Genomic DNA, 22,539 nt, shown 5'->3' with positions numbered 1-22,539 from the left:
GTGATGTCAGGGCACTCGAAGTGGGCGACGACCAAGCACCGCAAGGCCGCCCAGGACAAGGCCAGGGCGAAGGTCTTCGCGAAGATCCTCAGGCAGGTCGAGGTGGCCGCCCGGGAAGGTGGCGGGGACCCCGATGCCAACCCCACTCTGCGGACCATGTTCGAGAAGGCCCGGGCCGCGTCGGTGCCCCTTGAGACCATCGAGCGGGCCATCAAGCGAGGCACCGGCGAGCTCGAAGGGGTCCGCTACGAGCAGGTGTCCTACGAGGGCTATGCCCCCGGGGGGGTGGCGGTCATCGTCGAGTGCCTCACCGACAACCGCAACCGGACCGGCGCCGAGGTCCGCAGCGTCTTCACCCGCAATGGCGGCTCCATGGCCGAGCCGGGGGCGGTGGCCTGGCAGTTCGAGCGCAAGGGCGTCCTCACCGTGGACCGCGCCGTCGACGAGGACCGGCTCACCGAACTGGTGGTCGAGGCCGGTGCCGAGGACCTGCGGGACGAGGGCGACCACTGGGTCGTGACCGCCGAGCCGACCCAACTGGCCGCCATCCGCCAGGCCCTCGTCGACGCCGGGATCGAGCCGCTCGACGCCGAGCTCCAGCTCCTGTCCACCACCTCGGTGCCCGTCGAGGACGAGGCCGAGGCCCGGCGGGTGCTCCGGCTCATCGAGGCCCTCGACGACCTCGACGACGTCCAGAGCGTCTGGTCGAACTTCGACATCCCTGACGCCGTGCTGGCCGCGGTCGGCTGACGGCACCGGCCCCGGCTCGACCATCCCCGCTGCCTGCCACCGCATCGACTACGCTCGAACGAGTGTTCGTGCTCGGCATCGACCCGGGTGTGTCCCGCTGCGGCTACGGCGGGGTCCGGTCGCAGGGCCGGCAGTGGCAGGCGGTCTGCGCCGGGGTGCTCGAGAGCGACCCCGGCCTCGCCCTGCCGGTCCGTCTGGCGGGGCTCCGGCGCGACCTGGCCGAGCTCTTCGAGGCCCTCCGACCCGACGTCGTGGTGGTCGAACGGGTCCTGTTCCAGGTGAACGCCACGACGGCCATGGCCACGGGCCAGGCCAGTGGGCTGGCCCTGGCCGAGGCCGCAGCCCGGGGATGCCCGGTGGTCGAGTACAGCGCCAACGAGGTGAAGCTCGCAGTGGCGGGGGACGGTGCTGCCGGCAAGCGGGCCGTCCAGCGAGCGGTGGCCGACCAGCTGCGGTTGCCGGCCCCGCCGCGGCCGCCGGACGCCGCCGACGCCCTGGCCCTCGCCCTCTGCCACCTGGCCAGCCTGCCCTTGCGCCGGGCCCTCGCCGCCCAGGGGGTCGCACCATGATCGGGTGGCTCCGGGGTCGGCTGCTCTGCATCGAACCGCCGAACGAGCTGGTGCTGGACGTCGCCGGGGTGGGGTACCGGCTACAGGTTCCCAGTCGGGTCCTCGCTCGGCTCGGTCCCCCGGGGAGCGAGACCGAGCTGTTCGTCCACACGCACCTCCGTCAGGACGCCCTCGTCCTCTACGGCTTTCAGGACCTCGACGAACGGCGCTGCTTCGAGGTGTTGCTCGGCGCCCACGGGGTGGGGCCCAGCCTGGCGCTCGGCATCCTCTCCGTCATGACCCCTGACGCGCTGGCCGCTGCCGTGGAGGCCGGTGACGTCGATCGCCTGCTTGGCGTGCCCGGGGTCGGTCGCAAGACGGCGGCCCGCTTGCTCCTCGAGCTGCGCTCCCGGCTCGGCTCCGTCGGCGGCGCCGATCCGAGCCTCGGGGGGATCGGGGAGGATCAGCCCCAGACGGCGGCGGCCGACGCCCTCGCCGATCTGGGCTACGGCCCTGAGGAGGTCCGGGCAGCCCTGGCTGGCGTCGACCCGGCCGCGCCGGTCGAGGACCAGCTCCGTTCGGCCCTCCGGCACCTGGCGGGGGCCCGATGAGCCCGAGGCGGGAGGTCCTCGGATCCTTGGCCGAGGGGGGCGTGGCGGAGGACCGACCGGCCTTGCGCCGAGGGGTCCTCGACCCGAGCGGCGACGCCGCCTGGGACCCCGAACTCGAGGAGCTCCGGCTCCGCCCCCGGCGCCTGGCCGACTTCGTGGGCCAGCGTCAGCTCACCGAGCACCTCGAGATCGTGCTCCAGGCCGCCCGGCAGCGGGGTGCGGCCGTCGACCACCTCCTCTTCGCCGGCCCGCCGGGTCTCGGCAAGACCACCCTGGCGGGCATCGTGGCCGGCGAGCTGGGCAGTGGACTCCGGGTCACCTCGGGTCCCGCCCTGGTCCGACCCGGGGACCTGGCGGCCTTGCTCTCCAGCCTCGAACCCGGCGAGGTGCTCTTCATCGACGAGGTCCACCGGCTGCCTCGAGCCGTCGAGGAGCTCCTCTACCCGGCGATGGAGGACGGGTGCTTGGACCTGGTGGTCGGCAAGGGGCCCACGGCCCGCTCGGTCCGCCTCGAGCTCCCGCCCTTCACCTTGATCGGCGCCACGACCCGGACCGGCCTGCTCACCGGCCCCCTCCGGGACCGCTTCGGCTTCGTGGGCCGCCTGGACCTCTACGAGGTGGCCGAGCTCGAGGCCATCGTCCGCCGGGCCGCGGCGATCCTCGGGGTGCCCATCACCGCCGGTGGTGCCAGCCGGATCGCCGAGCGGGCCCGGGGCACGCCCCGGATCGCCAACCGCCTGCTCCGCCGGGTCCGGGACTTCGCCGAGGTCCGGGCCGACGGGGTGGTCACCGAGCAGACCGCCCTGGCCGGCCTGGAGCTCTTCGGGATCGACGAGCTCGGCCTCGACAAGGTCGACCGGGCCATCCTGGAGGTCCTCTGCAGTCGCTTCCCCGGTCGAGCCGTGGGTCTCACCACGCTGGCCCAGTGCGTCGGCGAGGAACCCGAGACCCTGCTCGACGCCTACGAGCCCTACCTGCTCCGTCAGGGACTCCTCCTGCGGACCCCCCGGGGCCGCATGGCCACCGCCCGGGCCTATGCCCATCTCGGCCTGCCCGCCCCTTCGACCGGCGCGTTGGCCGGCGCCCAACCCAGCCTGCTGGACCTCCCCGAGGGTCCTGAGGGGCGCCCCGTCGGCCAGCCCCAGGTCGGCTAAGGTCGAGCGGCCAGAACCGGGCCTGCTCGACCCGGCCGTTCGTCCACCCCAGCCAGCAGGGATCACGCCGATGCCCAGTGCCGTACTCCTCCTCGCCGCCACCAAGGCCTCCAAGACCACGACCAGCTCGGGGTCCGGGGACATCTCGCTCCTCATCATCCTGTTGCTCATCGTGGCCTTCTACTTCCTCTTCGTCAGGCCCCGGAGCCGGCAGGCCCGGCAGCAGCGCCAGATCCTCGAAACCTTGAGCCCGGGGGACGAGGTCCTGACCGGAGCCGGGATCTACGGCACGGTCCTCGACGTCTACCCCGACCGGGTGACCATCGAGACGGCACCCGGCACCCGCCTCACCGTGGCTCGCTCGACCATCGCCCGACGCATCGACCCCGCCGACCAACCGCTGGCCGGCGGCTGGTCGCCGAGTTCCTCGGTCCCTGAGGACGAGGCTTCCGACGACGCCCGCGACGACGAGGACCAGGACGCCGACGCGTGGGAGGAGGACGACGCCGAGGACGAGTGGGACGAGGAGGGCGACGAGGAGGAGTGGGAGGACGAGGCCGAAGGGCCCTCTGAGGTCCCGGCCTCGGCCGACGCCGAGGTCGAGGAGCCGGCCGAAGCCCACGACGACGCCGACACCGGCGCCGAGGCTGGGGCCGAGTCGACCGGCGGGTCAGCGGCCAGCAACGGCAAGACGGCCACGGGTGCCCGGCAACGGGGGCGCCGACGGTGAACCGGCGGCCCTTGGTCGTCAGCCTCCTGGTCAGCGTCGTCATCGCCCTCGGGGCCCTGGCGGCCACCGTGGCGGCCGGGTGGGCGCCTCGCCTCGGTCTGGACCTGGCCGGGGGCTCCGAGGTCGTCTACCAGCCGGCTCGCCACATCAACAGCGGCGAGATGGCCACGACCATCAGCATCATCCGGAACCGCATCGACGGGGCGGGCGTGTCAGGTGCCCAGGTCCAGTCCCAGGGCAACGACGTCGTGGTCGAGCTGCCCAACATCAAGAACCCCCAGCGCATCATCGACCTGGTCGGCACGACTGCCCAGATGCTGTTCCGACCGGTGCTCTGCAACGCGCCGGCCTACAGCCCGCCGAAGGGCAAAGGCGCCAGCCCGAGCGGTTCCCTGCCCGCCTGCGCTGCCCAGTACCAGCTCACGGCAGCCAACCTTGACGTGCGGCCCACCACCACCAGTTACACCGCCAACACCATCCCCCCGGACCCGGTCTTCGCGTCCTACCCGTCGACTTCCCCGACGGTCGACTACGCCGAAAAGAACCAGGAGGTCCTCCTCCCGGGCACCCCGAGCTCGGGCTGCTCGCCCCGCTGCGTGCTCGGCCCGGCCGGTCTGACGGGGAAGGCGATCGCCTCGGCCACCGCCCAGTTCGTGAACTCCCAGTGGGTGGTCGACGTGACCCTGACCGGGAAGGGTGCCTCGCAGTGGAACGCCTTCGCCGCGAAGAACTTCCACCAGGAGATCGGCATCGACCTTGGCGGCGAGGTCATCTCGGCCCCGCTCACCCAGCCCACCAACAGCACCTTCCAGTCCTTCGGGAACAGCGTCCAGATCAGTGGCAGCTTCACCGAGACCCAGGCGAAGGACCTGGCGCTCGACCTGACCTACGGGGCGCTCCCCGTCAAACTGAACCAGGTCAACAAGCAGATCGTCACCCCGACCCTGGGCCGCTCTTCCCTCCGGGCCGGGCTGGCGGCCGGGATCGGGGGCCTGGTCCTGGTGCTGCTCTACATGATCTTCTACTACCGAGGACTCGGGATCGTGGTCGTCTCGGGCCTGGTCGTCACCGGCGGGCTGCTCTGGGCCATCATCAGCGCCCTGGGCCGTTCGGGCGTCGGCCTGACCCTCGACCTCTCGGGCGTGACCGGCTTGATCGTCTCGGTCGGCATCACCGGGCGCGGGCCGGGCGATCCATCCGCACCAGCGTCGCCAGCAGCTTCAAGGGGGCTTTCCGCACGGTCCTCGCCGCTGACCTGGTCTCCCTGGCCGCTGCCGTCGTGCTCTACCTGCTCTCCATCGGGACGGTCCGGGGCTTCGCCTTCTTCCTGGGCCTCTCGACCCTGCTGGACATCTTCACCACCTACTTCTTCACCCGGCCGCTCGTCATGCTCCTCGGGCAGAGCCGGGTCGTGACCGAGGCCCGGGTCATCGGCGTCGCCCGGGGCCTGGCCGTCGAGGGGGACGAACGATGAGCGGGACCGAGTCCCAGGTGGCCCACGACCTGGCCCCGGCTGGCGAGGGCCGCCGAGCCAACGTCCTGGTGCGCCTCTACCGCGGGGAGACCGCCTTCGACTTCGTCGGCCGGCGCCGGTGGTGGTACCTGCTGTCCGGGCTCGTCATCCTCGCCGGCCTCGTCTCCTTGGGGGTCCGGGGCCTGAACCTTGGCATCGACTTCAAGGGCGGCACCTCCTGGGAGGTCCCGGCCCACGGGGTCACCGTGGCCCAAGCCACCAAGGCGGTCGAGGCCGTCGGGGTCACCCCGTCGGTCGTCGAGGGCGTCGGGGTCGGCTCGAGCGCGCACCTGCAGGTCGAGGCCGACCTCACGAAACTGCCCGTGGCGCAGCGGACCGCCGTCGAGGACAAGGTGGCGGTCGCCCTGGCCCATCTCACCCACACCCCGGTGTCCCAGGCCGAGAAGGACGTGACCGACGTCGGGCCGACCTGGGGCAGCCAGATCACCCACAAGGCCGTCTTGGCCGTCATCGTCTTCTTCGTGGTGGTCGTCCTCTACATCTCCTTCCGCTTCGAGTGGAAGATGGCCGTCGCTGCGCTGGTCGCCGTGCTCCATGACCTGCTCGTCGTGGCCGGCGCCGTCGTGGCTGTCCTCACCATCCTCGGCTACTCCCTCTACGACACCGTCGTCGTCTTCGACCGGGTGGCCGACAACGCGAAGGGGCTGGGAGCCACCCGGCGCATGACCTACGAGGACGTGGTCAATCTCTCCATGAACCAGACCCTGGCCCGGTCCATCAACACCTCGCTGGTGGCCATCCTGCCGGTCCTCTCGGTGCTCGTCATCGGGGCCCAGTTGCTCGGGGCCACCACCTTGCAGTACTTCGGCTTCGCCCTCGTCATCGGTCTGCTCTCGGGGGCCTACAGCTCCATCTTCATCGCCTCACCGCTCCTGGCCCAGCTCAAAGAGCGCGAACCCCGCTACCGCAGCCTCCGGGAGCGTCTGGCGGCAGGAACCGACCGGGGCGGGCTGCTCACCCCGAAAGCCGCGGCCCAGTTGGCCCTGGCCGGTTCCGGCTCGGCTCGCCCGGCTTCCCGAGCCGGCTCCCGAGGGGCGGCTCGACCGGGCCGGGCCCGAGGCGCGTCGGGCCCGTCGGCCGGCGGGCCGGCCCCGCTCCTCCGCCCCGGGCAGGGGCGGTCGGGCCGGCGGCTCGCCCAAGTGGATCCCCCGGGGGCCACCGGCGACGGCCAGGTCTCCCGGGACGAGGACGCCGGTGCGCCCGGGTCCCTCGTCGAGCAACCCGCTGCCGTCGGCGGGTCGGCGGCTGGTTCCAACGGGGGTGCGGGCCGAGCCGGCAGCGCCCGTCCGGCGACCCAGTCCGCCGGACGCCCGGGTGCCGCGGCCGGGGCCCGGCGTGCCAAACCCCCGGCCCGTCGCAAGGGCGGGGCCAAGCGCAACGGCCGTCGTCGCTGACCCCAGCCACCGCCCGGGCGCCCTCCGCCGTCGGCCCAGGGCAGAGGCGCTGAGCGGGCCCAGGGTCGCGGTACGGTGGCAGCATGGCCCTGGCTGCTGAGCCGCTGCCCCGTCGGGACAGCCCCGACGAGGAGCTCGAGGAGCTCCTGGCGCCGGTCCTCGCGGCCATGGCCCGACGCCGCCCCCAGCTCGAGCCCACCGAGGTCGACGAGGTCCGGCGGGCCGCCGCCCTCGCGGTCGACGCGCACCGGGGCCAGTTCCGGCGCAGCGGCGAGCCCTACGTCACCCACCCGCTGGCGGTGGCGGCCATCGTGGCCGATCTCGGCCTTGACTCGACCGCGGTCGGTGCCGCCCTCCTCCACGATGCCGTCGAGGACGGGGGGGTGACCGTCGAGCAGCTCACCGAGCGCTTCGGGGGCGAGCTGGCCGCCATCGTCGACGGGGTTACGAAGCTCGACCGTTTGCAGTTCGACTCCAAGGAGGCCCAGCAGGCAGCCACGGTCCGCAAGATGCTCGTGGCCATGGCCCGGGACTGGCGGGTCCTGGTCATCAAGCTGGCCGACCGTCTCCACAACATGCGGACCCTCGCGGTCATGCCCGAGTGGAAGCAGCGGCGCACCGCCCAGGAGACCCTCGACATCTACGCCCCCTTGGCCCACCGCCTCGGCATCTCCGAGGTCAAGTGGCAGCTCGAGGACCTGGCCTTCGCCACCTTGCACCCCCGGCGCTACGCCGAGATCGAGCAGATGGTGGCCACCCGGGCCCCCGCCCGCGACGAGCTGGTGGCCCGGGTGCTCGTCGCGGTGCGGGAGCGCCTGGCGGCGGCCGGCATCGAGGCCGAGGTCACCGGGCGACCGAAGCACCTCTGGAGCATCTACGAGAAGATGGTCGTCCGGCACAAGGAGTTCGCCGAGATCCACGACCTGGTTGGCATCCGGGTGATCGTCGGCTCCGAGAAGGACTGCTGGGCTGCCCTCGGGGCCATCCACGCCATTTGGAGCCCGGTCCAGGGTCGGTTCAAGGACTACATCAACAGCCCGAAGTTCAACCTCTACCAGTCCCTCCACACCACCGTCGTGGGTCCCGAGGGCAAGCCCGTGGAGGTCCAGATCCGGACCCACGAGATGCACCGGCGCGCCGAGTACGGCATCGCCGCCCACTGGGGCTACAAGGAGCGGGCCCGGGACCCCCTCAGCCAGGCGGCCGAGGCCGCCTGGCTGCAGCGGATCGTGGACTGGCAGGCCGACACCGTCGACCCCCTCGAGTTCCTCGAGGCCCTGAAGCTCGACCTCGAGCAGGACGAGGTCTACGTCTTCACCCCCAAGGGCAAGGTCATCGCGCTGGCCGCCGGCTCCACCCCCATCGACTTCGCCTACGCCATCCACACCGAGGTCGGTCACCGCTGCATCGGCGCCAAGGTCAACGGGCGCCTCGTGCCCTTGGACACCAAGCTCCAGTCGGCCGACACCGTCGAGATCATCACCTCGAAGGTGCCCTCGGCCGGCCCGTCCCGGGACTGGCTCGGCATCGTGGCCTCGCCCCGGGCCCGTAACAAGATCCGGCAGTGGTTCAGCCGGGAGCGCCGCGAGGACGCCATCGAGACCGGCCGGGAGGAGCTGGCCAAAGCCCTGCGCCGGGAGGGCCTGGCCCTCCAGAAGCTCGGCAGCTCGGGTGCCTTGGAGGAGCTCGCCCAGACCCTGCACTTCGCGGACCTCGACGGCCTGCTCGTCGCCGTCGGCGAGGGGCATCTCTCGGCCCGCTCGGTGGCCCAGCGCCTCGCCCGGGCGCTGCGCAGCGGCTCGCTCGAGGAGCAGCTCCCGACCACCGTCAGCCCTGGACGTCCCCACCGCCGCGCGCCCAAGGGCCCCGGGGGGGTCTATGTCGAGGGTCTCGACGACGTCATGGTCCGCCTGGCCCGCTGCTGCACCCCGGTACCCGGGGACCCGGTCGTCGGGTTCGTCACCCGCGGCCGCGGGGTCAGCGTGCACCGGGCTGACTGCGCCAACGCGGCGGTGCTGGCCGCCTCGCACGGCGAGCGGCTCATCGAGGTGGAGTGGGACCGGGAGGGCAGCTCGACCGTCGTGGCCTCCGTCGAGGTCCTGGCCTTCGACCGGGCTCAGCTGCTCGCCGACGTCACCCGGGTGGTCTCCGAGCACCACCTCAACATCGTCGCCTCGGCCAGCCAGACCGGGCCGGATCGGGTCAGCCGGATGCGCTTCGACGTCGAACTCGCCGACCCTGGGCACCTCGAGTCCCTCCTGCGCTCCCTCAAGCACCTCGACGGCGTCTTCGACGCCTACCGGGTCCTGCCCCGGCGCAAGGGGTGAGCGTGGCCACCGACGGATCGGCTGCTGGCGGGCCGCTCCAGGCCCCCCGGGGGACGCGGGACGTCCTGTGGCCCGAGTCCTGGCGCTGGCAGGTGGTGGTGGCCCGCTTCGCCCAGCTGGCCGAGCGCTTCGGCTTCGGCATGGTGGTGACCCCCGTCTTCGAGGACGTCCGGGTCTTCCGCCGGGGCATCGGCGACGACAGCGAGGTCGTCGGCAAGGAGATGTACGAGTTCACCGACCGGGGCGGCCGGCACCTGGCCCTACGGCCCGAGGGCACCGCCTCGGTGGTCCGGGCCTTCGTCCAGCACCGGCCGCCCCTGCCCTTCAAGGCCTGGTACCTGGCGCCGGCCTTCCGCTACGAGCGGGCAGCCGCCGGGCGCTACCGCCAGCACCACCAGCTGGGCGTGGAGGCCCTCGGCGTGGAGGACCCCGAGCTCGACGTCGAGGTCGTCGTGCTGGCCTGGGAGCTCTACCGGGCCCTCGGGCTCCGCCGGGTCTCCTTGATCATCAACTCCATGGGCTGTCCCCGCTGCCGGCCCGCCTATCTGTCGGCCCTGCGGGCCTTCTTGGCGGCCCGGGTCGAGCGGCTCTGCTCCGAGCACCAGGGTCGGGTCGAGCGCAGCCCGCTCCGGGTCCTGGACTGCAAGACTGAGGCCTGTCGCGCCGCCACGGCGGACGCGCCCTGGCTGCTCGACTTCCTCGACGAGGACTGCGCCGCGCACTTCGCCCGGGTTCGCCAGGGCCTGGCCGAGGCCGAGGTGCCCTCCCGGGTCGAGCCCCGGCTGGTCCGGGGTTTCGACTACTACACCCGCACCACCTTCGAGTTCGCCGCCGAGGCCCTCGAGGCCGCTCAGAACGCCGTGGGGGGCGGAGGGCGCTACGACGGCCTCGTGGCCGAGCTCGGGGGACCGCCAACCCCGGGTATTGGCTTCGGCATCGGGCTCGAACGGGTCCTCCTGGCCTGCGACGCCGAGGAGGTCCTCCCCGTGGCCCAGGCCCCCACGCCGAACGTCTTCGTGGTCGACCTCGAGGGGGGAGGCGACGCCACCGCCTTGGTGCTCGATCTGCGCCGGAGGCCGACCGTCTCGGGGCGGCTTTCGCCGTGCTCATCGGTCGAGAGGAGCGGGCCTCGGGCACGGCCACGGTCCGCTTCCTGGCCCGGGCCGAGCAGCACCAGGTGCCCCTCGGGGAGCTCCGGGCCTTCCTGCTCCGTCATGCCGGGGGTGACCGGTCAGCTCCCAGCCCGGCGACCACCTCCAGCCCCGGATCGGCAGGCGGGACGGCCACGGCCGGATGAGGCCCCGACCAGCGAACGACGACAGCGAACGACGACATCGAGAGGACAGGGTGAGCAGCGACGGACGACCAGCACGGGAGGAGCTCGGGCACGAAAGGGCGGGCGGCGAGGACCAGCGCGCCCCCGGCGGACCCGAGGCCCCAGTCGGCCTGGGGGAGGCGACCGCCCTGCGGACCCATCTCTGTGGCCGGCTCCGGGCCGCCGACGAGGGCCAGCGGGTCCGGGTCTGCGGCTGGGTGGCTCGCCGGCGCGAGCACGGCGAGCACCTCGCCTTCGTCGACCTCCGGGACCGCAGCGGCCTGCTCCAGTGCGTCGTCGACGGGCAGGTCGACGCCCGACCAGAGTGGGTGGTCCAGGTGGAGGGCACTGTCCGGCGGCGTCCGCCCGGGACCGAGAACCCGGCCCTCGCCACCGGCGAGGTCGAGCTCGGGGACTGCGTCCTCACCGTCCTCAACCGGGCCGAGCCCCCAGCGTTTCCGGTGGACGACCGGGCCGAGGTCGACGAGACCACTCGGTTGCGGCTCCGCTACGTCGACCTGCGACGCCCCCGGCTCCAGCGCAACCTCCGGGTCCGGGCGGCCATGGTCGGGGCCATCCGTCGAGCCATGGACGAGCAGGGGTTCTGCGAGGTCGAGACCCCCATGCTCTGGACCCCGACCCCCGAGGGAGCCCGGGAGTTCGCCGTGCCGTCCCGCCTGCAGCCCGGCCGGTTCTACGTCCTGCCCCAGAGCCCCCAGATCGCCAAGCAGCTCCTCATGGTCGGCGGCCTGGACCGCTACTACCAGATCGCCAAGTGCTTCCGGGACGAGGACCTCCGGGCGGACCGCCAGTTCGAGTTCACCCAGCTCGACGTCGAGCTCTCCTTCTGCGAACCGGCCGACGTGCACGCCGCGGTCTCCCGGGCCGTCCTCGACGCCCTCGCCGCCGCCGACCGGGTCCTCGGGGAGCTCACCGCCGGTTCCTACCACCCGCCGACCACCAGCCTCACCAGCATGACCTGGCGCGAGGCCATGGACCGCTACGGCACCGACAAGCCGGACCTCCGGCTGCCCGGGGAGCTGGTCGACCTGGCAGCCGCCCTGGCCGGCACCGAGGTCCGGGCCCTCCAGGGCCCCTGCGTCCGGGGCCTGGTCCAGCGCGGCGGGGCCACCCTGGGCCGCGGCCGGCTGGATGCCCTGGTCGAGCAGGCCAAGGCGGCCGGGGCCCCGGGCCTGGCCTGGTTCCGGGTCCAGGAGGCCGACGGGCGCGTGGTCCTCGACTCGCCCTTGGCCCGCTTCCTCGACCCCGACCGCCACGAGGCCCTTGCCAAGGCGGCCGGGGCCGCGCCGGGGGACCTCCTCCTGGTCGTGGCCGGGGAGTGGCGAGCGTGCGTCGAGCCCCTCGGCCAGCTCCGGGTCACCCTCGGGCGCGCCGCCCTCGACGACGACAGCCGCCGGCTCTGCTGGGTCACCGAGTTCCCGCTCTTCGACGGGGTCGACGACGAAGGGCGGCCGGCCGCCGCCCACCACCCCTTCACCATGCCCCACCCCGAGGACCTCGACCGCTTGGAGACCGAGCCGGCGAGCGTCCGCTCCCTGGCCTACGACCTGGTCCTCAACGGCTGGGAGCTCGGGTCGGGGTCGATCCGAGTGCACCGGGAGGACATCCAGCGCCGCATCTTCGCCCTGCTCGGCATCGGACCCGAGGAGGCCGAGGCCCGCTTCGGTTTCCTCCTGGCTGCCTTTCGCACCGGGGCCCCGCCCCACGGGGGGTTCGCCGTCGGCATCGACCGGCTCGTGGCCCTGGCCGTCGGGGAGGAGACCATCCGCGAGGTGGTGGCCTTCCCGAAGACCCAGTCCGGGGCCGACCCCCTGACCGGGGCCCCGAAGCCCCTCGGGCCTCGGCAGCTCCGGGAGCTCGGTCTGCCCCCGACCCTCGGGTCGAGCTCCCCAGGGTCGGGGGGCTGAGGAGGCGAAAGGGGTCGGGTGGCCCGCCACCAGGGTCGGGATCGGACGGCGGGACCCAGCCTCTTCCAGGCCGCGGCCCGGGCCCGCCAGGAGGCCCAGGCCCCCCTCGCCGCCCGCTTGCGTCCCCGGTCCTTCGACCAGGTCGTCGGCCAGCGGCACCTCGTGGCCCCCGACGCGCCGTTCCGACGGCTGGTCGAGGCCGATCGGCTCGGCTCGGCGATCCTCTTCGGGCCCCCGGGCACCGGCAAGACCACCCTGGCCGAGCTCGTCGCTCGCGTCTCAGGCCGCGCCTTCGTGCGGGTCCCAGCCGTCTCCTCGGGGGTGGCCGAGATCCGGGCGGCCCTGGCCGAGGCCGAGGAACGGCTGGGCACCGAGGGCGTGGGCACCATCCTCTTCGTCGACGAGGTCCATCGCTTCAGCCGTTCCCAGCAGGACGCCCTGCTCCCGGCGATCGAGGAAGGCCAGGTCTGGTTGCTGGCCGCCACCACCGTCAACCCCGGCTTCGCCGTCGTCCCGCCCCTCCGTTCCCGCTGCTCCCTCTGGACCCTCGAGCCCCTCTCGGCCGAGGATCTCGGCGTCCTCGCCGAGCGAGCCCTCGGGGTCCTACGCGCCACGGCCGAGCCCGCGGTCCTCGCGGCCGCCGTGGCCGGGGCCGACGGGGACGCCCGAGCCCTCCTCGGCACCCTGGAGCGGGCAGCGGCCCTGGCCCGGCCCGAAGGGCGGATCGGCCCCACCGAGCTCGCCCAGGCCCAGGGGGGCCGACTGCTCCACCAGGGCGACGACGCCCACTACGACCAGGCCAGCGCCTTCATCAAGTCGCTGCGGGGATCGGACCCCGACGCCGCGTGCTACTGGCTCGCCCGGATGCTCGAGGCAGGGGAGGACCCCCGGTTCCTCGCCCGCCGCATGCTGATCCTCGCCAGCGAGGACGTCGGCCTCGCCGATCCGCAGGCCCTCGTCGTCGCCCAGGCCGCGGCGGCGGCCAGCGAGCTGGTCGGCCTGCCCGAGGCGGCCCTCCTCCTCACCGAGGCCGCGCTCTACCTCGCCTTGGCTCCCAAGTCCAACCGCGTGACCGAGGCCCTCGCTCGGGCCCGCCGGGCAGTCCTCGAGGGGCCCACCGCGGTCGTGCCCCGTCACCTGCGCGACGCCCACGGTCCGGCCACCGGCGAGCTCGGCCACGGCGAGGGCTACCGCTCGCCCCACCAGGACCCCGCAGCGGCCCTGCGCCAGGCCCATCGGCCCGAGGGACTCGAGGGCCAGGTCCTCTACGAGCCAAGCGGCCAGGGTTTCGAGGCCGAGCTGGCCCGCCGGCTCGCCGCCTGGCGGGCCGAGCGGCGCGCCGCCCGGGAGGAGCGTGGCATCCTCGACCCGTGCCCAGCGCCCACCCAGCCCACCGGGACGCCTCGTCCGAGGAGGGCCGATGAACGGGACGGCCCTGGCCCTGGCGGCGGCGAGCGTCTCGCTGGCCCTGGCGTTGGCCCTGGTGGCCCTGCTGGTCCGCCTGGGTCGTGAGGTCCGCCGGCTGCGCGCCGCCGTCGACCGTCTCGAAGGAGACCTCGTGGTCCTGGCCGACCGCAGCCGCCGCCTCGCCGACCAGGCGGCGGTCGAGCTCGAGCGGGTCGGCGACGTCCTGGAGTCCGCCGAGGCGGTCCAGACCACGGTCGATGCCGCCTCCCGCCTGACCTACCGGGCCCTCGGCAACCCGCTCGTCCGGGCGGTCTCGGCGGCCGCCGGCGTAGACGGCGCCCTCCGGCGGTTCTTCGGTCGCCGGGAGCGGGACTGACATGGCCCGCCGGCTCTGGTGGGCGGGGCTCGGGGCGGCCGGGGCCCTCTGGGGACGGCGGGCCCTCGCCCGCCGCTTCGGCCAGGAACCCGCCCTCGAGGCCACGAGGGACCTCGTCGGCACCCTCGGCCGGCGGGCCGGTGGGGCCCTCGGCCTCGGGGCCCGGGTCCTCGCCCGTCGCGCCGACGAGGCCCGTCGTGCCGGTCGGCAGCGCGCCGAGCGGACCCGCCTGGAGCTCACCCGGCGGTACCTGGAGCCCGCCAGCCATCGGGACGTCCCCGCCCGCTTCGCCCGGCGAACCCGGCCCACCCTGGGCCCGCTAGCATCGCCGCCCGTGGAGCCGTCGCCGCAGGGAGGGACGCCGCGCCGGCGGCGAGGAGCCTGGCCCGTCGGGGGACGGGCCGAGCGCTGATGGACGCCCCCGGTCTTCGCCGGGCCTTCCTGGGCTTCTACCAGGAGCGCGGGCACCAGGTGGTGCCCTCGGCCAGCCTCGTCCCCCACGATCCGACGGTCCTGTTCACCATCGCCGGCATGGTGCCCTTCAAGCCCTACTTCACCGGCGAGGAGCCCGCCCCCTGGCCCCGGGCCACCTCGGTCCAGAAGTGCCTCCGGACGGTGGACATCGAGGTGGTCGGCACGACCGAGCGCCACTGCACCTTCTTCGAGATGCTCGGCAACTTCAGCTTCGGGGACTACTTCAAGGAGCGGGCCATCCCCTACGCCTGGGAGCTGCTGACCGGCACCCTCGGCCTCGACCCCGAACGGCTCTGGGTGACCGTCCACCTCGAGGACGAGGAAGCCGAGACCATCTGGCGGGAGGCGGTCGGGGTGCCGGCCGAGCGCATCCAGCGCATGGGGGAGGACAACTTCTGGCGCATGGGGGACACCGGTCCCTGCGGGCCCTGCTCCGAGGTCTACTACGACCGCGGGCCCGAGCACGGTCCGGCCGGCGGCCCGGCGGCCGGCGGGCCCGAGCGCTTCGTCGAGCTCTACAACCTGGTGTTCATGCAGTTCGACCGGCAGGTCGACGGCAGCCTCCCGCCCCTGCCCCGGCCCAGCATCGACACCGGGGCAGGCCTCGAACGCCTCCTCCCGATCCTCGAAGGGGTGCCCTCGCTCTTCCTGACCAGCGTCTTCGCCCCGGTCCTCGAGGCCGCCCAGTCGGTCACCGGCGCCCGCTACGGCCAGGATCCCCGCCACGACGTCTCGCTGCGCATCCTGGCCGACCACGCCCGGGCAGCGACCCTCGTGGTGGCCGACGGGGTCCTCCCCGGCAAGGAGGGCCGGGGGTACGTGCTGCGGCGCCTGGTCCGTCGAGCGGTCCGCCACGCCCACCAGCTCGGTGTCGAGGACCCCCTCATGGCCCGCCTCGCCGGGGCAGTGGCCGACGCCCTTGGCGACGCTTACCCCGAGGTCCGGACCCGCCTGGACGCCGTCGCCGAGACCCTCGACCGGGAGGAGGCGGCCTTCCGGCGGACCCTCGAGCAGGGGTCGGCCCTCCTCGCCGAGGAACTGGCCCGGGGCCAGGGGGTCATCTCGGGGGAGACCGCCTTCCGGTTGCACGACACCCATGGGTTCCCGGTCGAGCTCACCGTCGAGCTGGCCGAGGAGGCCGGCGCCCGGGTGGACCTCGAGGGGTTCGCCCAGGCCATGGCGGCCCAGCGGGCCCGGGCCCGGGCCGACGCGGCCCGGCGGCGGTCGGCGGGGGACCAGGCCGTCTACCGGGACCTCCTCGAGGAGCGGGGTCCGACCCGGTTCACCGGCTACGAGCACGCCCAGGAGGCGGCCCAGGTGGTGGCCGTCCTGCCCACCGAGCAGGCCGGGGTGGTCGAGGTGGTGCTCGACCGCACCCCCTTCTACGCCGAGGGCGGCGGCCAGGTCGGCGACCAGGGGGTGATCACGACCGAGACCGGCCGGGCCGAGGTGGTCGACACCCAGCAGGCGGTGCCCGGCCTGACCGTCCACCGGGCCCGCCTCGTCCAGGGGGAGCTCTGGCCCGGCCAGGACGCCCTGGCGGCCATCGACCTGGCCCGCCGGGAGGCCACCCGGCGTCACCACACCGGCACCCACCTGCTCCACGCCGCCCTCCGGGAGGTCCTCGGGGACCACGTCCACCAGCAGGGCTCCCTCGTCGCCCCCGACCGGCTCCGCTTCGACTTCAGCCACCCCGCGGCCCTGGCCCCCGAGGAGCTCCAGGCGGTGGTCGAGCTCGTGAACCAGGACGTGCTGAGCGACGCCCCGGTCGAAGTGGTCGAGACCAGCCGCGAGGAGGCCGACCGCCTCGGTGCCCTCGCGTTCTTCGGCGACCGCTACGGCGAACGGGTCCGGGTGGTCCGGGCCGGCCCCCGCTCCGTCGAGCTCTGCGGCGGCACCCACGTGCCGGCCCTCGGCATGATCGGGCCGCTCACCGTCGTCTCCGAGGGCTCCATCGGGTCGGGGACCCGGCGCATCGAGGCCGTGGCCGGCCCCGGGGCCCTCGCCCGCCTCGACGCGGCGCGCCGCACGCTCGAGGAGGCAGCCGGCCTGCTCAAGGTCGAGCCGGACCGGGTCCTCGAGGCCCTCGAGCGCCTCGTGCACCGTCAGCGCGAGCAGGACCGCGAGCTGGCCCGCCTGCGGAGCGCAGCCCTGGCGACCGAGGCAGCGGCCCTCGCCGAGGACGCCCGCGACGGCCTCCTCGTGGCCCGCCGCGACGACCTGCCGGCCGACGCCCTCCGGGAGCTGGCCGCCCTGGCCCGCCGGGCCCGGGACCTGCGGGCCGTGGTCCTGGCCGGTTCGCCCGGTCCCGGTCGGGCCCAACTGGCCTGCGCCACCGACGGGTCCCTCCACGCCGGCGAGCTCGTCAAGGCGGTGGCGGGCCGCATCGGCGGGGGCGGGGGCGGCTCGCCCGAGGTGGCCGTGGCCGGTGGTCGGAACCCCGAGGGGATCGAGGACGCCCTCCAGGCCGCCCGCGAGCTCCTGGCCGCCCCAGGCAGCGCCCTCCTGGGGGCGCCCGGGCGGTGAGCGGCGAACGGCCGGGCCGGGCCCTCGGTCTCGATCTCGGGGCCCGGCGGGTCGGGGTGGCGGTCTCGGACTCGGCCGGCCGCCTCGCCCTCCCCTGGGGCACCCTGCCCGGGGACCAGGGGGACGAGGCCCTGGCGGCCGCAGTCGGTTCCTTGGCCGAGGAGCTCGGTGTCCGGACCATCGTCGTCGGCGTGCCCCGGTCCCTCGACGGGCGCGAGGGTCCTGCCGCCGTGGCGGCCCGGACCCGGATCGCCGACCTGGCCGAGCGCCTCGCCGCCCGCCACCTCACCGTGACCACCCAAGATGAGCGCCTTACGACGGTCAGTGCGAGCCGGGCCCTCCGCGCCGCAGGGGTCGGGGGCCGCCGCCAGCGCGCCCGGGTCGACGCCGCGGCGGCCACCGAGCTGCTCCAAGGGTGGCTCGACGCTCGGCAGGGACCCAGGAGCGTCGACGAGGACCAGGGTGAGCCCTGAGCCGGCCCCGGCCCGTCCTCCGCTGGGCCCGTCCCCGGGGGGACTGGCCCCGGGGACCCGCTCCCAGGGGGCCCACGCCCAGGGGATCCACGCCCAGGGGATCCACGCCCAGGGCACCCGGCGTCGCTGGCCCCGCTGGGTCCTCCTCGGGGTGCTCGGTGTCCTGGTCCTGGCCGGGGCGGTGGTCGGGGTGGGGACCGTGGTGCTCCGGCTCCTGCTGGGGCCCACCCGCTACCCGGTCACGGTGCAGGTCGGCACCACCGTGGTGGAGCTGGCCCAGCAGGTGGCCGACGACGTGCCGGCGTGGAGCGCCGAGCAGGTCCTCCAGGCGGCGCGCCGGGTCCGCTCGCCCTTCGAACCGTCAGGGGTCCACGACCTCGACGGCCTCCTCGGCCCGGGCACCTACGAGGTCGAGCCCGGCGAGCGGCCGAGCACCCTGCTCCGCCAGATGGTCCAGCGCTTCGACCAGCAGGCGGCCCACCTGGGGCTCACCCCGGCCACCCGCGCCCAGGGCCTCGACGCCTACCAGTTGATCATCGTGGCTTCCATCGTGGAGAAGGAGGGCTACGTGCCGGAGAACTTCGGCAAGGTGGCCGAGGTCATCGACAACCGCCTGGCCAAGGGCATGCCCTTGCAGATGGACAGCACCGTCCTCTTCGCCCTCCACCAGGACGGCGGGCCGGTCACCCCGGCCGACGAAGCCGTTCCCTCGCCCTACAACACCTACCTCCACACCGGGCTGACCCCCACCCCGATCTGCTTCCCCTCGAGCGGCGCCCTCCGGGCCGCCCTCCACCCGACCCCGGGGCCCTGGCTCTACTTCGAGCTGGTCAGCCCGAGCGGCCGGGAAGCCTTCGAGACCACCTACGCCCAGCACCTGCGGGACATCGCCCTGGCCCGCTCCCGGGGCCTGCCGTGACCGGGACCAGGGCACCCGCGGGTGGCCGGCCCCGGCGGGACCCGGCCTGGCCCACCGCCACCACGACCCTGGTCGGCGTGGCCGGGTCGCCCATCCGCCACTCCCTCTCGCCCCGGCTCCACAACGCCGCCTTCGCCTCCTGGGGTCTGGACTGGGCCTCGGTGGCCTTCGAGGTCCCCGCCGGCCAGGGTCGGGCCCTGGTCGAGGCGGTCGCCACCCTCGGGCTCCCGGGCTTGTCCGTGACCATGCCCCTCAAGGAGGAGGTGGCCCACGCCTGTGACCGTCTCAGTCCCGTGGCCGAGCGGCTGCAGGCCGTGAACTGCCTGGTGCACCGGGACGGCCAGGTGGTGGGGGAGAACACCGACGGCGACGGCCTGCTGCGGGCCCTGGCCGCCGAGCATGGGTTCCACCCGAGGGGCCGTCGCTGCCTGGTCCTCGGGGCGGGCGGCGCGGCCCGGGCGGTCATCGAGGCCCTCGGTCGGGCCGGGGCCGAGGAGGTCCTCGTCGTGGCCCGCCGTCCTGACGCCGCGGCGCGCGCGGCGTCCCTGGCGGGCCCGGCCGGTCGCCCGGGTCGGGCCGAGGAGGCGGCCGGCGCGGACCTGGTGGTCCAGGCCACGCCCCTCGGCATGGCTGGCGGGGGCCAGGAGCGAGCCTTCCCCCTCGACCCCGAGCTGCTCGGACCAGGGCACCTGGCCGTCGACCTCGTCTACCACCCACTGCGCACCCCGTGGCTGGCGGCCGTGGCAGCCCGGGGGGCCGCCACCGCCAACGGCCTCGGCATGCTCGTTCACCAGGCGGCCCTGGCCCTCGAGCACTGGACCGGCCGGCCGGCACCCCTCGACGCCCTCTGGGCCGGCCTCCGTCGGCCAGGCAGTGACGACCGGGGCACCCCTTCGGCGTCCTCGCCGGGGACCGGCGAGCCGGTAGCCTGAGCAGCCGACAGCACCATGAGCGTCCTCACCCTCCCTGCCGAGCGTCGCGCCGGGGTCCGCCGTTCCTGGTGGCGGGCCGATCCGCTCCTGGTCGGGGCCAGCCTCGTCCTAGCGGCCATCGGCGTCGTCATGGTCTACTCGGCCACCCGCAACGGCCAGGCCGCCCTGGGCCTGGGCCCCCATTACTTCATGGAGCGCCAGGCCATCTTCGTGGTCCTCGGCCTGGTGGTGATGGTGGTCTTGGCGGCGGTCGACTACCACTGGGTCGAGGCGGCCAGCACCGTCCTCTACGTCGGCATCGTCCTGGCGCTGTTGGCCATGTTCGCCATCGGCCACCGGGCCCTCGGGGCGACCCGCTGGATCAACATCGGGCCGTTCCAGCTCCAGCCCTCGGCCTTCGCCGTCCTGGCCGAGATCTGCGTCGTGGCCGCCTACTGCGCCCGCCGCCCCGAAGGTCTGGAGACCCGGGACCTGCTCAAGATCCTCTTCCTGCAGGCCGTGCCGATCATCTTGGTGGTCAAGCAGCCCGACCTCGGCTCGGCCATCGTCCTCGGCGTCGTCCTGGTGGTCATGCTCATCATGGCCGGCCTGCCCAACCGCCACCTCGTCGCCCTGGTCCTCGCCGCGGCCCTGGCGGCCTTCGCCATGATCCACTTCGGGCTGCTCCACCACTACCAGCTCGAGCGACTGACCAGCTTCCTCCACCAGAACCAAGGCGCTCAGAGCACCACCTACAACCTTCACCAGTCGGTGGCGGCCATCGGCTCGGGCGGCCTCCTCGGGACCGGCCTGTTCAAGGGCCTGGGCACCAACCTGGCCTTCGTGCCCGAGCAGCAGACCGACTTCATCTTCTCGGCGGTCGGCGAGCAGCTGGGCTTCGTCGGCTCCGTGGCGGTCCTCGTCCTCGAGGCGGTGGTCTGCTGGCGGCTGCTCCGAGCGGCCCAACAGGCCCGGGACGACCTGGGCAGGCTGGTGGCCATCGGGGCCTTCGCCTTCTTCGCCTTCTCGGTGTTCGAGAACGCCGGCATGGCCATGGGCATCATGCCCATCGCCGGCATCCCCCTGCCCTTCCTCAGCTACGGGGGTTCGGCCGCGGTGGCGTTCTTCGCAGCCATCGGCCTGGCCCTCTCGGTGCAGCTCCGACGGGCCCGGTGACCGGTCCGGACCCCCTGGCGGCCCCGACCGGGTCCGGGGCGCCGGCCGATCCGGCCTCCATCTGGCGGGTCGCCACCGTCGTGCGGGTCGAGATGCACCTCCCCTCGCAGTACCCCCTGGTGGTGCTCCAGGAGGTCGTCCCGCCGCAGCGCCAGGCCCGCATCCCGGTCGGGCTCCCCGAGGGCACCGCCATCGCCTACGCCCTGAGCCGCCGCCCGACCCCGCGTCCCCTCACCCACCAGCTGTTCTCCGACGTCCTCGACCGCCACGGCGTCTCGGTCGAGGCGGTGCGGCTCACCGCGGTGGTCGAGGGCAACGTCGTGGCCGAGCTCGAGACCTCGAGCCGGGCGGGTCGCCACGTCGTGCCCTGTCGCCCTTCGGACGGCTTCGCCCTGGCCCTCCGGCGCCAGCCGCCGGTGCCCATCGTGGTCGCCGACTGGGTCCTGACCGAGCTCAGCGGGTCCCAGCCGGGCTGAGCGGCTCCGCTGGGGAGCTCGGGGCCTCCTGGCGGTCCCCGTCGACCCGGGAGGCCGTGGCCGCCCGCGCCAGGGCCGGGCGGTTGCCCTCGTCGGAGATCCGCATGAGGAGGCCGACCAGGATGTAGTTGGCCACCAGGGCCGAGCCGCCGTAGGCCATGAAGGGGAGGGTCAGGCCCGTGTCGGGCAACAGGCGGACCACTCCGCCCATGATGAAGAAGGACTGGATGCCCAAGATGACGGTCAGTCCCGTAGCGGCCAGTTTGGCGAAGTCCGAGCGGGCGGTCTGGGCGATGCGCAAGCCGGCCCCCACGATGAGCAGGTAGGCGAAGACCACGGCCGTCGAGCCCAGAAGGCCCCACTCGGTGCCGATGGCGGCGAAGATGTAGTCCGAGCCCACCAGGGGGATGGCCGAGAGCTGGCCGAAGCCCATGCCCGTGCCGACCAGCCCCCCCGAGCCCAGGCCGTAGATGCCCTGGACGGTCTGGTACGAGCCGCCGGGCAGGTTGACCCGGGTCCAGGGGTGAAGCCAGTCGGCGATCCGGCTGTCGACCTGGGGGAAGAGGTGGCTGGCCACCACCACCCCGGCGCCGAAGAGGACCACCCCGAGGAGCAGGTAGCCGGCCCGGCCGGTGGCCGTCCAGAGCATGGCGATGAAGAGCACGAAGACCAGCACCGCGAAGCCGACGTCCTTCTCCACTGCCAGGACCAGCATGCAAAAGCCCCAGACCAGCACGATGGGGCCGAGGGGACGGGGGTCGGTGACGAGGCGCCCGCCCAGCCGGGTCGTCGGGATGGAGAGCAGCTCCTGCTTCTCGGCGAAGTAGGAGGCGAAGAAGATGACGAGGAGGATCTTGGCGAACTCCACCGGTTGGCCCGAGATCGGGCCGATGTGCACCCACAGGCGCACGTTCTCGTCGTAGGCGCCCACGGCGTAGCCGAAGTGGGGGATGAGGGGTGAGAGCATGAGGAACACCGCCACCAGGACCAGCAGGTAGCGGTAGCGGTCCAGGTCCCGGGTCCGCCGGACCAGGAGCAGGGTCACGACGTAGCCGGCCACCCCGACCGCGGTCCACATGGCCTGGAGCGAGGGCGGGTAGAGGTTCGGCTGGTCGATGGAGGCCAGGGTCACGTAGCCCAGGCCGTTGAGCATTAGCACCAGGGGCAGCAGGACCGGGGTGGCGTCGGGGGCCAGGTACCGGGTGCCGAGGTGGGCCAGGAGGCCCAGGCCGAGGACGATGGCCAGGAAGACCGCCAGGTGGGGAGGCACCTTGGCGGTCGTCCCGATCGACGCCACTACGTAGGCGGCGGTCACGATCAAGGAGGCGAAGACCACCAGGCCCAGCTCGGCCCGGCGCGCCGGGTTGCCCCGGCGGCGTTCGGCGGGGGCGATGCCCAGGCGGACGGAGAGCGGGGCCACCACGCCGCATGGTACTGGGCGGGCCTTCGCCGGGCGGGAACGGTCCCAGGCGGGAGGCACCGTGCCGGCTCGGCCCGGCGGCTATCGTCG

At 74.0% G+C, this 22,539-nt stretch carries 20 protein-coding genes and 1 pseudogene; 20 read left to right on the top strand and 1 reads right to left on the bottom strand.

Annotated features, from left to right (window positions below):
* Positions 1-3: 3 nt before the first annotated feature.
* The 20 genes and pseudogenes from Acit_RS06970 (at position 4) to Acit_RS06880 (ending at position 21,029) form a co-directional block, all read left to right on the top strand.
* Entirely contained in the window at positions 4-750 is a 747-nt protein-coding gene (locus Acit_RS06970) for a YebC/PmpR family DNA-binding transcriptional regulator (protein ID WP_248107357.1), read from the top strand.
* A 62-nt stretch (positions 751-812) separates the two neighbouring features.
* Positions 813-1,319, top strand: coding sequence for a crossover junction endodeoxyribonuclease RuvC (gene ruvC / locus Acit_RS06965; RefSeq protein WP_248107355.1), 507 nt, complete (start codon positions 813-815; stop codon positions 1,317-1,319).
* Positions 1,316-1,909 (top strand): Holliday junction branch migration protein RuvA, encoded by a 594-nt coding sequence (gene ruvA, locus Acit_RS06960; RefSeq protein WP_248107353.1) that lies wholly within the window; start codon positions 1,316-1,318, stop codon positions 1,907-1,909. Before ruvC ends, ruvA begins: the two co-directional genes overlap by 4 nt.
* Positions 1,906-3,063: a Holliday junction branch migration DNA helicase RuvB gene (ruvB, locus tag Acit_RS06955; protein WP_248107352.1), complete on the top strand. Its 1,158-nt coding sequence runs from the start codon at positions 1,906-1,908 to the stop codon at positions 3,061-3,063. Before ruvA ends, ruvB begins: the two co-directional genes overlap by 4 nt.
* Before the next feature lie 70 nt (positions 3,064-3,133).
* Positions 3,134-3,793, top strand: coding sequence for a preprotein translocase subunit YajC (yajC, locus tag Acit_RS06950; protein WP_248107350.1), 660 nt, complete (start codon positions 3,134-3,136; stop codon positions 3,791-3,793).
* Complete coding sequence (locus Acit_RS06945; protein WP_248107331.1) at positions 3,790-5,208, top strand: preprotein translocase subunit SecD; 1,419 nt, start codon at positions 3,790-3,792, stop codon at positions 5,206-5,208. Before yajC ends, Acit_RS06945 begins: the two co-directional genes overlap by 4 nt.
* Before the next feature lie 55 nt (positions 5,209-5,263).
* The gene (secF, locus tag Acit_RS06940; protein ID WP_248107329.1) at positions 5,264-6,721 is read left to right on the top strand and encodes a protein translocase subunit SecF; all 1,458 of its coding nucleotides are present in this window, start codon (positions 5,264-5,266) and stop codon (positions 6,719-6,721) included.
* A gap of 83 nt (positions 6,722-6,804) precedes the next feature.
* Positions 6,805-9,048: a RelA/SpoT family protein gene (locus Acit_RS06935; RefSeq protein WP_282436477.1), complete on the top strand. Its 2,244-nt coding sequence runs from the start codon at positions 6,805-6,807 to the stop codon at positions 9,046-9,048.
* Positions 9,045-10,109: pseudogene (hisS, locus tag Acit_RS13930) on the top strand (histidine--tRNA ligase); the annotation flags it as partial. The gene Acit_RS06935 and the pseudogene hisS, both read left to right, overlap by 4 nt.
* On the top strand, positions 10,010-10,345 hold the full coding sequence (locus Acit_RS13925) for a His/Gly/Thr/Pro-type tRNA ligase C-terminal domain-containing protein (protein WP_282436502.1): 336 nt from the start codon (positions 10,010-10,012) through the stop codon (positions 10,343-10,345). The pseudogene hisS and the gene Acit_RS13925, both read left to right, overlap by 100 nt.
* Before the next feature lie 167 nt (positions 10,346-10,512).
* Entirely contained in the window at positions 10,513-12,291 is a 1,779-nt protein-coding gene (aspS, locus tag Acit_RS06925) for an aspartate--tRNA ligase (RefSeq protein ID WP_376746026.1), read from the top strand.
* An 18-nt stretch (positions 12,292-12,309) separates the two neighbouring features.
* The gene (locus tag Acit_RS06920; RefSeq protein WP_248107323.1) at positions 12,310-13,803 is read left to right on the top strand and encodes a replication-associated recombination protein A; all 1,494 of its coding nucleotides are present in this window, start codon (positions 12,310-12,312) and stop codon (positions 13,801-13,803) included.
* Positions 13,712-14,074 carry a hypothetical protein gene (locus Acit_RS06915; RefSeq protein WP_248107322.1) on the top strand — a complete coding sequence of 121 codons (363 nt, stop codon included), beginning with the start codon at positions 13,712-13,714 and terminating at the stop codon, positions 14,072-14,074. Before Acit_RS06920 ends, Acit_RS06915 begins: the two co-directional genes overlap by 92 nt.
* A gap of 1 nt (position 14,075) precedes the next feature.
* Positions 14,076-14,486: a hypothetical protein gene (locus tag Acit_RS06910; RefSeq protein ID WP_248107320.1), complete on the top strand. Its 411-nt coding sequence runs from the start codon at positions 14,076-14,078 to the stop codon at positions 14,484-14,486.
* Positions 14,486-17,074 (top strand): alanine--tRNA ligase, encoded by a 2,589-nt coding sequence (alaS, locus tag Acit_RS06905; RefSeq protein WP_248107318.1) that lies wholly within the window; start codon positions 14,486-14,488, stop codon positions 17,072-17,074. The genes Acit_RS06910 and alaS overlap by 1 nt, the downstream gene beginning before the upstream one ends.
* A complete protein-coding gene (ruvX, locus tag Acit_RS06900; protein WP_248107316.1) occupies positions 17,071-17,547 on the top strand; it encodes a Holliday junction resolvase RuvX in 477 nt (158 codons plus the stop codon). The genes alaS and ruvX overlap by 4 nt, the downstream gene beginning before the upstream one ends.
* On the top strand, positions 17,537-18,466 hold the full coding sequence (gene mltG, locus Acit_RS06895) for an endolytic transglycosylase MltG (protein ID WP_248107314.1): 930 nt from the start codon (positions 17,537-17,539) through the stop codon (positions 18,464-18,466). Before ruvX ends, mltG begins: the two co-directional genes overlap by 11 nt.
* 77 nt (positions 18,467-18,543) lie before the next feature.
* A complete protein-coding gene (locus Acit_RS06890) occupies positions 18,544-19,398 on the top strand; it encodes a shikimate dehydrogenase family protein (protein ID WP_248107312.1) in 855 nt (284 codons plus the stop codon).
* Positions 19,399-19,413: 15 nt separating this feature from the next.
* Positions 19,414-20,553, top strand: coding sequence for a rod shape-determining protein RodA (gene rodA / locus Acit_RS06885; RefSeq protein ID WP_248107310.1), 1,140 nt, complete (start codon positions 19,414-19,416; stop codon positions 20,551-20,553).
* Positions 20,550-21,029 (top strand): bifunctional nuclease family protein, encoded by a 480-nt coding sequence (locus Acit_RS06880; protein WP_248107301.1) that lies wholly within the window; start codon positions 20,550-20,552, stop codon positions 21,027-21,029. The genes rodA and Acit_RS06880 overlap by 4 nt, the downstream gene beginning before the upstream one ends.
* Here Acit_RS06880 and Acit_RS06875 read toward each other — a convergent pair.
* Positions 21,007-22,449: an FtsW/RodA/SpoVE family cell cycle protein gene (locus tag Acit_RS06875; RefSeq protein WP_248107299.1), complete on the bottom strand. Its 1,443-nt coding sequence runs from the start codon at positions 22,447-22,449 to the stop codon at positions 21,007-21,009. The two genes, Acit_RS06880 and Acit_RS06875, sit on opposite strands and share 23 nt — an antisense overlap.
* Positions 22,450-22,539: the final 90 nt, after the last annotated feature.

The organism is Aciditerrimonas ferrireducens (genome assembly GCF_023130475.1).
GTDB classification, from domain to species: Bacteria; Actinomycetota; Acidimicrobiia; order Acidimicrobiales; family UBA8190; genus Aciditerrimonas; species Aciditerrimonas ferrireducens.
This window is presented reverse-complemented; position numbering and strand designations above follow the sequence as displayed.